13 protein-coding genes are annotated in these 12,540 nt (G+C 60.4%); 8 read left to right on the top strand and 5 right to left on the bottom strand.

Annotated features, from left to right (window positions below; all coding sequences use genetic code 11):
* Both VFO93_RS11400 and VFO93_RS11395 read left to right on the top strand, forming a co-directional pair.
* A partial coding sequence (locus tag VFO93_RS11400) for a hypothetical protein (RefSeq protein ID WP_325134497.1) occupies positions 1-195 on the top strand: 195 nt, incomplete at its 5' end.
* A gap of 29 nt (positions 196-224) precedes the next feature.
* Entirely contained in the window at positions 225-2,060 is a 1,836-nt protein-coding gene (locus tag VFO93_RS11395) for a glycoside hydrolase family 2 protein (protein WP_325134496.1), read from the top strand.
* Between the two features lie 74 nt (positions 2,061-2,134).
* On the opposite strand, the gene VFO93_RS11390 is transcribed toward VFO93_RS11395, so the two are convergent.
* Both VFO93_RS11390 and VFO93_RS11385 read right to left on the bottom strand, forming a co-directional pair.
* Positions 2,135-2,854 carry a hypothetical protein gene (locus VFO93_RS11390; RefSeq protein ID WP_325134495.1) on the bottom strand — a complete coding sequence of 240 codons (720 nt, stop codon included), beginning with the start codon at positions 2,852-2,854 and terminating at the stop codon, positions 2,135-2,137.
* A gap of 365 nt (positions 2,855-3,219) precedes the next feature.
* Entirely contained in the window at positions 3,220-3,810 is a 591-nt protein-coding gene (locus VFO93_RS11385) for a Fic/DOC family protein (protein WP_325134494.1), read from the bottom strand.
* Positions 3,811-3,940: 130 nt separating this feature from the next.
* On the opposite strand from VFO93_RS11385, the gene VFO93_RS11380 reads away from it, so the two are divergent.
* The 4 genes from VFO93_RS11380 (at position 3,941) to VFO93_RS11365 (ending at position 7,123) form a co-directional block, all read left to right on the top strand.
* On the top strand, positions 3,941-5,047 hold the full coding sequence (locus VFO93_RS11380; RefSeq protein WP_325134493.1) for an Mrp/NBP35 family ATP-binding protein: 1,107 nt from the start codon (positions 3,941-3,943) through the stop codon (positions 5,045-5,047).
* A 90-nt stretch (positions 5,048-5,137) separates the two neighbouring features.
* Positions 5,138-5,365, top strand: a complete 228-nt coding sequence (locus tag VFO93_RS11375; RefSeq protein WP_325134492.1) for a NifU family protein — start codon at positions 5,138-5,140, stop codon at positions 5,363-5,365.
* A gap of 153 nt (positions 5,366-5,518) precedes the next feature.
* A complete protein-coding gene (gene fahA / locus VFO93_RS11370; RefSeq protein ID WP_325134491.1) occupies positions 5,519-6,826 on the top strand; it encodes a fumarylacetoacetase in 1,308 nt (435 codons plus the stop codon).
* A gap of 81 nt (positions 6,827-6,907) precedes the next feature.
* A complete protein-coding gene (locus VFO93_RS11365; RefSeq protein WP_325134490.1) occupies positions 6,908-7,123 on the top strand; it encodes a heavy-metal-associated domain-containing protein in 216 nt (71 codons plus the stop codon).
* A 199-nt stretch (positions 7,124-7,322) separates the two neighbouring features.
* On the opposite strand, the gene VFO93_RS11360 is transcribed toward VFO93_RS11365, so the two are convergent.
* Complete coding sequence (locus VFO93_RS11360) at positions 7,323-9,485, bottom strand: alpha-ketoacid dehydrogenase subunit alpha/beta (protein WP_325134489.1); 2,163 nt, start codon at positions 9,483-9,485, stop codon at positions 7,323-7,325.
* Positions 9,486-9,622: 137 nt separating this feature from the next.
* Here VFO93_RS11360 and hemF point away from each other — a divergent pair, with 137 nt between their 5' ends.
* Both hemF and VFO93_RS11350 read left to right on the top strand, forming a co-directional pair.
* On the top strand, positions 9,623-10,555 hold the full coding sequence (hemF, locus tag VFO93_RS11355) for an oxygen-dependent coproporphyrinogen oxidase (RefSeq protein WP_325134488.1): 933 nt from the start codon (positions 9,623-9,625) through the stop codon (positions 10,553-10,555).
* A 72-nt stretch (positions 10,556-10,627) separates the two neighbouring features.
* Positions 10,628-11,224: a phosphatase PAP2 family protein gene (locus VFO93_RS11350; protein ID WP_325134487.1), complete on the top strand. Its 597-nt coding sequence runs from the start codon at positions 10,628-10,630 to the stop codon at positions 11,222-11,224.
* A gap of 422 nt (positions 11,225-11,646) precedes the next feature.
* Here VFO93_RS11350 and VFO93_RS11345 read toward each other — a convergent pair whose 3' ends face one another.
* The gene (locus tag VFO93_RS11345; protein ID WP_325134486.1) at positions 11,647-11,850 is read right to left on the bottom strand and encodes a hypothetical protein; all 204 of its coding nucleotides are present in this window, start codon (positions 11,848-11,850) and stop codon (positions 11,647-11,649) included.
* A 65-nt stretch (positions 11,851-11,915) separates the two neighbouring features.
* Positions 11,916-12,533, bottom strand: a complete 618-nt coding sequence (locus tag VFO93_RS11340; RefSeq protein WP_325134485.1) for a riboflavin synthase — start codon at positions 12,531-12,533, stop codon at positions 11,916-11,918.
* Positions 12,534-12,540 lie beyond the last annotated feature (7 nt).

Below are 12,540 nucleotides of genomic sequence, written 5' to 3'. Positions count from 1 at the left end.
AGGGTACGATTGCTCAGCAACGCCAGACGCAAAATATTGCGTCTCTACCCTGAATTCGAAACCGCTCTGGAACCTGCTTTAAAACAACAATCTAGCAAACCCTGGCCACTACCGGCTGGGGTTCGTTGTTTAAAGCAAATGGCCAAGCGTGGCCCCGGCCAGCGTATCATTCCGCGCCCGCTGTCCGTTACCTAATTGTTCTGTTTTCCCACTGCCTTTCTCCGATGGACGACCTGAATCAACCCAACTACGGCCTGTCGGCCCCGCCCAGCACCGACTCCACGGCCGATACCGACAATAACCTGCCGCGCGCGGTGCTGCGCTCGGGCACGCACTTTTTGCTGGATGGCACCTGGCGCTTTGCCCTCGACCCCGACGACGCGGGCCTGATTGAGGAGTGGCAGGACGGCCACGACTACCAGTTTACGGCCCAGTGGCCGGGCTCGATTGAGGAGCACATCGTGTCGGCCCACGCCGCCACCGGCTGGCAGGATAAGATAGTGGCCTGGTACGAGCGCACGTTTCCGCTGCCCGAGGTGGCTAGCGGCGACAAATCGCGCCTGATTCAACTCACCTTCGGGGCCTGCGGCTACGAAACGCGGGTGTGGCTGAACGGCCGGCTGCTGCGCACCATCGAGGGCGAAGACGTGCACTACGGCGAGTACACCTCCTTTACCTACGAGTTGCCCGAGGAGCTGCTGCACCGCGAAAACCGCCTCACCGTCCGCATTGCCGACACGATGGACGCCGAAACCACCCGCGGCAAGCAGGAATCGCACGTGTACAAGCGCGGCGGCATCTGGTACCAGACGCACTCGGGCGCGGTACGCTCGGTGTGGCTGGAGGCCGTGGAGCGCAACCGCCTGCGCTCGCGGGTGGGCGTGGTGAGCACGATTGAAGACCAGCTGGTGCGTTTCAACCTGACGCTGCGCATCCACGACCCGGCCGACTACGTGGTGCGCCTGCAAGTATTCGAGCCCGACGCCGCGCCCGGCGAAGCCCCGCTGGCGACCTCCGACTTTGCCATGCGCCTGGCTGCCGGGCAGCACGAGCAGCGCTTTTCGATGGAAGTGCCGGGGGCCGAAGTGTGGTGCCCCGAAAACCCGCACCGCTACCGGCTGGTGGCCCAGCTCATCGACCCCACCGGCTACGCCGCCCAGATTGAGGCGCGCTTCGGGCTGCGCAAAATCGAGGCGCGGGGCCGCAAGGTGTACCTCAACAACGAGCCGATTTACCTCGACGGCATCCTCTACCAGCCCGGCACGGCCACCTTTGCCGAGATGCAGCGCCACATGCACGCCATGAAAGAGCTGGGCTGCAACCTGGTGCGCGTGCACATCGCCGGCATCGACCCCCGCATCTACAACCTGGCCGACGAGCTCGGGCTGCTGCTCTGGGTGGAGGTGCCGAGCCCGCACAGCAGCACCCCGCGCAGCCGCGAAAACCACCGCGCCGAGCTGCTGCGGATGCTGAGTTTGATGGAAACGCACCCCAGCATCGTCATCTGGAGCCTATATAATGAGGACTGGGGCGCGCAGGACATCGCCACCAACCCGGCCACCCAGCGCTACATCGTGCAGATGTACCACTTTATGCAGCTGGCGCACCCGCAGTTTCTGGTGATTGACAACGACGGCTGGCACCACATTTCGCACCACGGCCAGCTGAAATCAGACCTGCTCACGGCCCACCTCTACACCCCCGACCTGGGCCGCTGGCGCGAGCTGCTCGACCGCCTCGTGCGCGGCGAAATCGAGGGCACCGCCGCCTTCCCGCTCGTGGTGGGCGACCCCTATTTCTACCGTGGCCAGCGCCCGCTGCTGGTGAGCGAGTGGGGCGGCTTCGGCTTCCCCGACTACGGCGGCCCCAAAGATTCGGAAGCCCGCACCAATGATATCCGCGAGTTTAAGAAGGAGCTGCGCAAGCGTCCCATCGCGGGCGACGTGTACACCCAGGCCACCAACATCGAGGACGAGCGCAACGGCTTGATTGGCTTCCACTCGGGCGAGCTGGACGTGCCGGCGGGGCTATTGCATTCCGAGCCGGGGCAACCGGGGTAGTTTCAGAAATAATAAAAAAAGCCGTGGCACTTACCACGGCTTTTTTATTGACTTTTAGTATCAGTTCGAAACCTCTATTCCAATTTATCTCTTAACAATTTATAATTCTCAGCTTTCGTATCAATCTCTAATTGAGCCAAGATAATAGACGCTTTTCTATTATCAATATTTCCGTAAACATCAAAAGCGCTATACAAAAGACTATTAAATATAGATTCATGATTACTCTTATCCATTATCAATGATTTATAAACGTCTTCCTTCAAATCAAATGGTACAGGTCCAGCTACTTCTAACACAGCTAACAATGATTTTCTATGATGGCAATTATTTAATAATCCTTGCCACGTATCCCTCACAGTGGTTACATCTTCAAAGAACTCTACCCACAAAACATAACCAACAGGGTCAGCATAATAAGCATCTGATGCTAGGTATTGCATAAAATGCTCCCAAATAACGTTTTTATGTTCCAGGAGAGTAATTTCTTTATTGCGAACTCCATGGTAAAACGGCACTAAAAAGTGATAATAGCTTGGAAATTTTTCATATAGCTGAAATCCTAAGAAAATCTTATCAGCTATTTCCATTTCCGAATACCACACTTCATCCGATATTTCATCGAGTAATGTCCACGTATATGATGACAACGTTTTACTTACTTCTATCGTTTCGCCACTAACTATTCCTCTCTTTCCACAACCAATGGAAGAATTCTTAGCTTCATTTGAGATTCGGCGTATCTCAGATTCATTCAAATTATATACGGATAGTATAGTATCGATAGCTTGCATAATCCCTCAAGATAGTGTACCATAATTATTTAAACTACCATTCACTAATTTATAGCACGTTTTACGACATGGATTTTGATTACTGATATTCGTAAAGATACAGCGCACAACTCTTTGCCGCTCGGAAACTCCTACCCCGCCGCACTGGTTATCTTTGCACCTTGCGCCCTAGGTGGCGCAATAACCTTCCTAAGCTGCTTCTAGCTTTATGAAACTGCGCGACCGCTACCCGCACCTGCAAAACCCGGCTGTTGTCAGGGCAATGGTTGTGCGGTCGGTGTATGCATCAATGGCCTTGGAAGACCAGACCGTGCCGGTAGAGCGGCTGGAAGCACTGTATAAACTGACGGAACATAGTCCATCAGCTACGCCAGCGGCCGAAGCTGCGCGCTGATTAGCCGCTGCAAGCCGCTCAGGTCATAGTCGTCGGCTTGGCGAATGGCTTGCAGGTACTGCGTGCGGCTCATGCCCGGCGTGCGCTGATACAGAATTACTTCCTGAAACCCGTACTGATACGCCAGCAAGTTGGTGAATAATCGGGCCGTGCGGCCATTACCATTGGTAAACGGGTCAATGGCTACCAGCCGATGGTGAGTATAGGCCAGCAAGCCAGCGACTTCTTTAACCGTGGGCACGGGCGGAAGCTGCCGCTGGCGGTGCAGCACCTCATCAACGAACTCGTAGAGTAGCTGCGGCACGCGCGCAGCGGCCGGGGGTAGGTAAGCCCCCACATTGGGCACCGTGCGCCGCCACTGGCCCGCCCAGTCGTAGAGCCGGCCGAAGGCCCGTCGATGCAGGTCTTGCAACAGCGCCACCGAAATTTCGACCGGGTAATCCAGTTCTTCGAGCAAGTAGCGCTCTACCGTCGCTACGCCTAGCGCTTCTTGCTCATTCAGCGCTTGCTTATCATTGATGTTTAACAGATTATCTTCTGGCGAATCAGTATAATTTCCCATAGCCCACAAAGCTACCAAGTGGGCTACCACCTTAGTTGCTGCGTGCTCACTTGTTCGGCTCCTTGGAAACCCCTACCCCGCCGCCTGGGTTATCTTTGCAGCTGCGCCCAGTGCGGCGCATTTGCCTAGTATGCCAGAACTTACGATAGAAGCCGTCCGCCACGCCCTGAGCTTCGTGGAAGAGCCCGATTTGGGGCAGGACTTGATTACGCTCAACATGGTGGAAGACATTAAGGTAGAGGGCCGAACGGTGTCGTTTACCGTGGTGCTCACTACCCCGGCCTGCCCCTTGAAGCAGCTCATCCACGATGCTTGCGAGCGGGCCGTGCACACGATGGTGGACAAAGACGCCAACGTGGTGATTCAGATGACCTCGCGCGTGACGACCATGCGCAACAACAACACGATTTTGCCCGGCGTGAAGAACATCATCGCCATTGCCTCGGGCAAGGGCGGCGTGGGCAAAAGCACCGTAACGGCCAACCTGGCCGTGGCGCTCGCCGCCAGCGGGGCCAAAGTCGGGCTGATTGACGCCGACATTTCGGGGCCGAGCATGCCCACGATGTTTGGCGTGGAAGACGCCCGGCCGCACGTGTTTCAGGACCAGCAGGGCAAAAACCGGATTCAGCCGGTGGTGCAATACGGCGTGAAGCTGATGAGCATCGGCTTTCTGGCCCCCAGCGAAAACGCCATTGTGTGGCGCGGCCCGATGGCCTCGTCGGCGCTCAAGCAGTTTATTACGGAGGTAGACTGGGGCGACCTCGACTACCTGCTGCTCGACCTGCCACCCGGCACCTCCGATATTCACCTCACGATGGTGCAAACCGTGCCCGTGACCGGGGCCATCATCGTGACCACGCCGCAGCCCGTGGCGCTCATGGATGCCCAAAAAGGTCTCCAGATGTTCCGCCAGCCGCAGATAAACGTGCCGGTATTGGGCATCATCGAAAACATGGCATGGTTTACGCCCGCCGAGCTGCCTGAGAACAAGTACTATATCTTCGGCGAAGGCGGCGGGCAGCGCCTGGCCGACAAGCACCAAGTCCCACTCATCGGGCAGTTGCCGCTGGTGCAGGCCGTGCGCGAAGCCGGCGACGCTGGCCGCCCGGCCGTATTGGCCGACGTAACTTCGCCGGAAGCGGGCACGTTCCGGGAGCTAGCCGAAAACCTGGCCCGCCAGGTCAGCATTCGCAACAACATGGCCCCTAAGACGACTATCGTCGAAGTTAAGAGTTAAAAGTTTTGAGTTTTGAGTTGGCCGCTTAAAGCCACTGACTCAGAACATCATAACTCTTAGCTCAAAACTCTTAACTCAAAACTCAAAGAAATGGATACTGTTTTGTCCCGCGTTGAGCAAGCCTTGGACGGGCTGCGCCCGTACCTGGCCACCGATGGCGGCAACGTGCGCGTGGCCGAAATCACCCCCGAAGGCGTGCTGAAGCTGGAGTGGGAAGGGGCCTGCGGCGCCTGCCCCATGTCGCCCATGACCCGCGCCGGCCTCGAAGACACCGTGCGCAAGGCCGTGCCCGAGATTACGGCCGTGGAAGCGCGCTAGACTACTTCCGCTTACTTTACGTTACGTCTGTCATGCTGAGCTTGCGAAGCATCTTCTCTCGTCCGGAATAACCCTGGCGTGAGAAGATGCTTCGCAAGCTCAGCATGACAGACGTTTTCTTTTACGGACACTCAGCGTCCGCTTTTCATTTCCATGCCCGCCTCGCCCGCCAACGACCCCAGCCTGCACTCCTGGATTGACATCCGGCCCACCGACGATTTTCCGATTCAAAACCTACCTTTTGGGGTAATCGACGTGCCCGACTGGGGGCCGCGCGTGGCGGTGGCCATCGGCGGCTACGCGCTCGATTTGTACGCCTGCGCGCAGCTCGGCTACTTCGACAGCGTGGCCAACGACGTGCCCGAGCTGGGTGCGGCGCTGCCCAAAGTATTTCGGCGGCGCTCGCTCAATGCGTTTATCAAGCTGGGGCCGCGCGCCTGGCGGGCCGTGCGCGAGCGCGTGAGCGAGCTACTGCGCCACGACAACCCCAGCCTGCGCGACAACGAGCTGGCCGTGCGCACCTGCCTGCTGCGCCAGCGCGACGTAACGATGCTGCGCCCGGTGAAGCCCGCCAACTACACCGATTTTTATTCCAGCCGCGAGCACGCTACCAACGCGGGCCGGCTCTTCCGGCCCGATAACCCGCTGCTGCCCAACTGGTCGCGCCTGCCGGTGGCCTACCACGGCCGGGCCAGCTCCATCGTAGTGAGTGGCACCGACATTCGGCGGCCCCACGGCCAGTACCTGCCGGCGGGCCAGGTGGAGCCGGTTTTCGGCCCCACCCAGCAGCTCGATTTTGAGCTGGAAACGGCTTTTGTGGTTGGTCAGGCCACGGCACTGGGCGAAACCGTGCCCGTGGGCGAGGCCGAAAACCACATTTTTGGCCTGCTGCTGTTCAACGACTGGAGCGCCCGCGACGTGCAGCGCTGGGAGGCCCAGCCGCTGGGGCCGTTTCTGGGCAAGAACTTCGCCAGTAGCGTGTCGCCCTGGGTGGTGACGCTCGACGCGCTAGAGCCCTTCCGCGTGGCTGGCCCGCCGCAGGAGCCCATGCCCCTGCCCTACCTGCAAACCTCGGGCGCGCACCACTTCGACGTGCAATTGGAGGTGCTGCTGCTGCCGGCCGGCTCCACGGCCGCGCCGCTGGTCGTCAGCCACACCACCATGCGCCATCTCTACTGGAGCATGGCGCAGCAGCTGGCGCACCACACCGCCAACGGCTGCCCGCTCGAAGTGGGCGACCTCTGCGCCTCGGGCACCATCAGCGGACCCACGGCGGGCTCGCTGGGCTGCCTGCTTGAAATGACGCTGGGCGGCACGCAGCCGCTGGCTTTACCCAACGGCTTGCAATTAAACTATCTGCGCGATGGTGACACGGTAATCTTACGCGGCTACGCCGAGCAAAACGGCCTACGCATCGGGCTGGGCGAGGTGCGCGGCACGGTGCTGCCCGCAGCAGAATAAACCGGGCCGCACAAAACGGCTGCTTTGCCTGTCTGTAGCCTAATCCCCGCTCGTTTTGGCGGGGCTTCACTTGCTTTTATTATGCCTACCCAACAATTTAAAACCACCATCAACTGCGCCAATTGCGTGCGCGCCATCACACCTGAGCTGAATGCTGAGCCGGCCATCACGGCCTGGCAGGTCGATACCAGCAGCCCCAATAAGGTGCTGACCGTGACTACCGACCTGCCGGCCGCTAAGGTTATCGAATTGGTGCAGGAAGCCGGCTTCGAGGCGCAGCCGCTGGCCGCAGTTTAGCGCGTAGCGCGTAACTGCTGGCCGATAAGTGGGGGCAGTCTCCAGACTGCCGACGTAGGAGCCCGCAGGCTCGCGAGTGCGTCGGTTAGTTTGGAGACTGCTTTTTGCTTGGCAGTTCTACGCGAGTCCGGAGACTCGCCCCACTGGTTGGCCTACCGTTACGCGCTGCGCGCTAAACGGTGGCCAGCGGCAGTGGACGTTAATAAGCCAGCAGTTTCGCCAACGCCACCCCTACCTTTTCCGCCGAAGGCAGCATCTGCTTTTCCAGCTCCACATTAAGCGCGATGGCCGGCAGATTGGCCGCGCCCAGCGTAGCTACCGGCGCGTCGAGGTCGAGGAAGCAATTAGTTTGGATGCGGCCGGCGAGGCTTTCGGCGAAGCTATTGAGCAGCGGCTCTTCGGTGAGCACCAGCGCTTTGCCGTGGCGGCGCACGGCTGCCTGCACGCCATCCCAATCGAGCGGGTTGAGGGTGCGCAGGTCCAGAATTTCGACCAGGCCGGGGTGCTGGCGGCTGGCGGTGCGCGCCCAGTGCACGCCCATGCCGTAGGTGATGACCACGCAGGTGCCGCCCTGCCGCAGCTTGTCAGCATCGGCCGCCTGGGCAATGGCCGCCCGGCCTAATGGGATGACGTAGCCCGCCGCCGGCTCCACGGTTTTGGCTTCTTCAGTGCCGGATACTTTGCTCCAATACAGCCCTTTATGCTCCAGCATAATGACCGGATTGGGGTCTAGGAACGCCGCCCGCAGCAGGCCTTTCATGTCGGCGGCGTTGCTGGGGTACACCACTTTAATACCCCGAATCGTGAGCAGCGTGCTCTCAATCGAGCCCGAGTGGTACGGCCCGCCGCCCCCATACGCCCCAATGGGCACCCGGATGAGCGCCTGCACCGGAAACTTGCCCATGCTCAGGTAGCAACTCTTACTCAGCTCCTCAACTAATTGATTGAGAGCTGGCCAGATATAGTCGGCAAACTGAATTTCGACTATCGGCTTGGCCCCCACGGCCGCCATGCCCGCCGTGCTGCCCACAATGTAGGCCTCTTGGATGGGCGTATTAAACACGCGGCGGTCGCCGTATTTTTTGGCCAGCAGCGCGGCCTCGCGGAACACGCCGCCCAGCTCGCCGCCCACGTCCTGGCCGTAGAACAGGGCCTCGGGAAACTCCTGCAAAATATCGTCCACGGCGTGCAGGGCGGCGTCGACCATCAGCACTTTGTCGGCCCCGGCGGGGGCGCGCTCACCGGCTTCGGCCAGCACGGCGGGCGGCGCGAATTCATGGTCGGCGAAGGTAGCCGGGTCGGGGTCGGGCGCGGCCAGGGCCTCGGCCCAATCCTGGCGCACGGTGGCGCGGGCCTGGGCGGCGAGGGCGCTGAGGTCGGCTTCGGTAGCGCCGGCGTGCAGCAGACGGCGGTGCAGGCGTGGGAGCGGGTCGTTGGTTTGGTGTTCGAGCAGGTTGTCGCCGCGGTACCACTCGCGGCGCACGCCGCTGGTGTGGTGGCCCAGCAGCGGGCATTTGGCGTGCACCAGGGCCGGGCCGCCGCGCTGCCGCACGTGGGCAAAGGCTTCTTCAAGGCCTTTATAAGAGGAGAGGAAATCGGCCCCATCCACGCGCAACCGCAGCAAACCGGGGAAGCCGGCGGCAAACTCGTAGGCGTCCATCACCCGCATTTCGCGGCCGGTGGCCGAGATTCCCCAGTCGTTGTCCTGCACCAGGTACACGATGGGCAGGCGGTGCAAAATGGCCATTTGCAGGGCCTCGGCCACCTCACCTTCGGTCATAGCCCCATCGCCTATGGAGCAAAGGACGAGGGAGTTTTGAGGTGAGTTTTGAGTTTTGAGTTCTGAGTTTTGAGTTGGTTTTTGTTGAGCGTCACCTTCTAACTCAGAATTCAAAACTCCTAACTCAAAACTCTCCAAGTACTGAATCGCCTGCGCCATGCCCGTGGCCGGGATGGCCTGCATACCCGTGGCCGAGCTTTGGTGCGGAATGACGGGCACGCCCGGCCGCCGCAGGCTGGGGTGGCTGTAGTAGGTGCGGCCGCCGCTGAAGGGGTCGTCGCGCTTGGCTAAGAGCTGGAGCATCAGCTCGTAGGGGCGCAGGCCGAGGCCCAGCAGCAGGGCATCATCGCGGTAGTAGGGCGTGGCGTAGTCGGCGCCGGTGAGCAGGAAGGCCGCCGCCAGCTGCACGGCCTCGTGGCCGCGGGCAGTGGCGTGCACGTAGCGCGACGCCACGGTTTTTTGCTCTTCGTAGAGGGCGGCCATCTCGGCGGCCGTGTGCATGAGCAAGTAGGCGCGGCGCCACAGCGCCAGGGTATCGGGAGCGAGAGTGGGGGCGGCGGCAACCGCAAAATCGGTGGGCATGGCAAGGAGGCGGGTGGTAGCCCAAAAGTACGGCCCCGCCCGCGCCCGCGCCGGGCGGGCCGTACCTTTGCGGCCGTGGGCGCGGCGGCCGTTGGGCCGCGTGCGCCGTTGATTTTCGTAGCTTGCCAACTAACATTTTGCTTACCTCCCCTTCCCGCGCCGACATCACGGCCTGGCTGCAAGATTTTCAAACCCGCCTCTGCCAGCAACTCGAAGCGGCCGACGGCGGCAACGCCCGTTTTGGGCAAGATGACTGGCAGCGCCCCGGCGGCGGCGGCGGCCACTCGCGGGTGCTGGAGCACGGCCGCATCCTGGAAAAAGGCGGCGTGGGTTTTTCGGCCGTGGAGGGCACCATGAGCGAGGCCGCCGCCCGGCAGCTGCACATGCCCGACCCGCATTTCTACGCCACCGGCGTGAGCGTGGTGCTGCACCCGCGCAGCCCCCGCGTGCCCATCATCCACATGAACGTGCGCTATTTCGAGGCTGGCAACGGCGAGGCGTGGTTTGGCGGCGGCATCGATTTGACGCCCATTTACGTGGATGAAGCGCAGGCGCGGCGCTTTCACCAGCAGCTGAAAGCCGCCTGCGACCAGCACGACCCGACGTACTACGCCCGCTTTCACCAGTGGGCCGACGACTACTTCTACCTGCCCCACCGCCAGGAAACGCGCGGCGTGGGCGGCATTTTCTTTGACCGTCTCACGGTGGGCAAGGATGGCACGGCGGCCGAGCTGTTCAGCTTCATTCAGGATGTAGCCGAGGTATTCGGCCCCTTCTACAGCCAGCTGATGCTCGAAAATTACGCCCTACCCTTCGGCGAGCGCGAAGAAGCCTGGCAAACCCTGCGCCGCAACCGCTACGCTGAGTTCAACCTAGCCTTCGACCGCGGCACCCGCTTCGGCCTCGAAACCGGCGGCCGCACCGAAAGCATCCTCATGAGCCTGCCGCCCCGCTGCGGCTGGAGCTACAACCCCGCCCCGCCGGAGCCCGGCTCGCCCGAGGCCGCTACCCTGGCCTGGCTGCGCAAGGGCGTGGAGTGGGTGGACGCAGAATTAAAAATTAAGAATTAAAAATTAAAAATGGAGGCTGGCATCCTGATTTACCGAGCTGGCTGAACTGTCTTACCCGACAACCGGCCACTAATGCTAGCTCAATTTTTAATTTTTAATTTTCAATTTTTAATTGAATTAGACCACCGGCTGCTACTGGCTATCAACCACGCCCACACGCGCGGCCTCGACCGGCTCATGGTCTTCGCCTCCGACCGCTACGTGTGGTTTCCGGCCTACGCGCTGCTCATTCTGTGGCTGATTGATATTTTTCGGCGGCAGGCGTGGCAGTTGCTGCCGCTGCTGGTGGGCGCGGTGGCCCTGGCCGATAGCATCACGAGCAAGCTCTTCAAGCCCTATTTTGCCCGGCTGCGGCCGTGCCACGCGCCGGGCTTTTTGGGCCAGCTACACTTGCCCGATGGCTGCGGTGGGCAGTTCGGCTTCTTGTCGTCGCACGCGGCCAATTCGTTTGCGCTGGCGGTTTTCCTGCTGCTGGTGCTGCCGGGGCCGCGCTTTCGGACGCTCAAAATCACGGCGTTCTTCTGGGCTTTTTTGCTCTCCTACAGCCGCATGTACTTGGCCGCCCACTACCCGAGCGACGTACTGGGCGGGGCGCTCATCGGGGCCGGGCTGGGCTGGGCGGCGGCGCGGATGTTTCGGCGCTGGGCGCCGATGGCTGGTCGCTCGTAGCTAATTATCTCCTATACTATTGGTGTGCTGCCCACTTTTTAGTCGAAGAAGAATAGGTTTCCGACTCCCCTAGCGAAGTGCCAAACCAGACTTGGTAAGTTGTAGGACTTAATAGTTGATAGTGTATTAGACTTGACTCTGTTTCCACCATACCAATCTCTGCTAGCGAAGCAGGCAGTTGGCCTTCGCGAAGCTTATATTTTTCAATTTATTGGATAAGACTGTTTCCTTGTCGCTGAAGTTTGCTTGTCCTGCTCTCGCATGACGTAAGACTCAGTAACAAAAAAATCATAAGCGCATACGTCTTCATTCTTAAAATACCGGATATGTAAAGTAGAAGCACTCATTGCAAGCCCATCAGTTTGACGATAGACTCGTGAACAATGCGCTGAAATACGACAAGCCAACGAATCATTTACAATTCACTCAGCCGGCTCACGCTCACCCGTATGCCCGTCGCCGTGGTCGCCCTGGCCGGGCTTGCTGGTTTTTTTGGCGTTGTGCTTGTCGTCTTGCGACAGCGAGCGGTGGAGGTCAACTTCCGACTCAAACTTACCGTCTTTGTCGCGGCGCACGTAGCGCTTATCGCCCTCGTTGGGCTCGATTAATTCGCGTTTGCCAGCCATAATGCAGAAGGGCCGCCGGGGAGTATCCGGCGGCCCTTCTTGCTTACGTGCAACTAGTCAATAGGTTAGCTGGCCGCACTGGCTATTACGCCCTGCGCCGCTAAGAGCTTGGCCACGTACTTGCCCACGATGTCGAACTCCAGGTTTACTACCTCGCCGGCCTGCAGTTGGTGAAAGCCGGTGTGCTCGTAGGTATAAGGGATGATGGCCACCGCAAAGCTGTCCGGCGTACTGTCGAAGCAGGTCAGACTCACGCCGTTAATCGTGATGGAGCCCTTCTCCACCGTCAGGCGCTGCGCCCCCGGCTCGTGGCGGAAGTGGTAGAGCCAGGAGCCATTCTGGTCCTCCACCCCCACGCACTCGGCCGTGGCATCGACGTGGCCCTGCACGATGTGGCCATCGAAGCGCCCGCCCGCCGCCAGGCAGCGCTCCAGGTTGACGTGGCGGCCGGGCTGCCACTGGCCCAGGTTGGTTTTGCGCAGCGTTTCGGCAATGGCCGTGACGGTGTGCGTGCCTGCTGCCGCATCGAGGGCTACTACCGTGAGGCACACGCCGTCGTGGGCCACGCTCTGGTCGATTTTGAGCTCGCTGGCGAAGGGCGACTGCACGGTGAAATGGCGGTTCGCGCCCTCATCACGCACCCCAACGACCGTGCCCAACGCTTCAATTATTCCTGTAAACATGACCGCA

The sequence above is a fragment of the Hymenobacter sp. genome (genome assembly GCF_035709525.1).
Lineage (GTDB): Bacteria > Bacteroidota > Bacteroidia > Cytophagales > Hymenobacteraceae > Hymenobacter.
Note: the sequence above shows the minus strand (reverse complement) of the source record. Positions and strands in the feature narration are given on the sequence as shown.

What these genes read in the sequence shown, in the direction of transcription:
- VFO93_RS11395 (WP_325134496.1), top strand. Translation starts at nt 225, where the DNA reads ATGGACGACCTGAATCAACCCAACTACGGCCTGTCGGCCCCGCCCAGC.
- VFO93_RS11390 (WP_325134495.1), bottom strand. Translation starts at nt 2,854, where the DNA reads ATGCAAGCTATCGATACTATACTATCCGTATATAATTTGAATGAATCT.
- VFO93_RS11385 (WP_325134494.1), bottom strand. Translation starts at nt 3,810, where the DNA reads ATGGGAAATTATACTGATTCGCCAGAAGATAATCTGTTAAACATCAAT.
- VFO93_RS11380 (WP_325134493.1), top strand. Translation starts at nt 3,941, where the DNA reads ATGCCAGAACTTACGATAGAAGCCGTCCGCCACGCCCTGAGCTTCGTG.
- VFO93_RS11375 (WP_325134492.1), top strand. Translation starts at nt 5,138, where the DNA reads ATGGATACTGTTTTGTCCCGCGTTGAGCAAGCCTTGGACGGGCTGCGC.
- fahA (WP_325134491.1), top strand. Translation starts at nt 5,519, where the DNA reads ATGCCCGCCTCGCCCGCCAACGACCCCAGCCTGCACTCCTGGATTGAC.
- VFO93_RS11365 (WP_325134490.1), top strand. Translation starts at nt 6,908, where the DNA reads ATGCCTACCCAACAATTTAAAACCACCATCAACTGCGCCAATTGCGTG.
- VFO93_RS11360 (WP_325134489.1), bottom strand. Translation starts at nt 9,485, where the DNA reads ATGCCCACCGATTTTGCGGTTGCCGCCGCCCCCACTCTCGCTCCCGAT.
- VFO93_RS11350 (WP_325134487.1), top strand. Translation starts at nt 10,628, where the DNA reads ATGCTAGCTCAATTTTTAATTTTTAATTTTCAATTTTTAATTGAATTA.
- VFO93_RS11345 (WP_325134486.1), bottom strand. Translation starts at nt 11,850, where the DNA reads ATGGCTGGCAAACGCGAATTAATCGAGCCCAACGAGGGCGATAAGCGC.
- VFO93_RS11340 (WP_325134485.1), bottom strand. Translation starts at nt 12,533, where the DNA reads ATGTTTACAGGAATAATTGAAGCGTTGGGCACGGTCGTTGGGGTGCGT.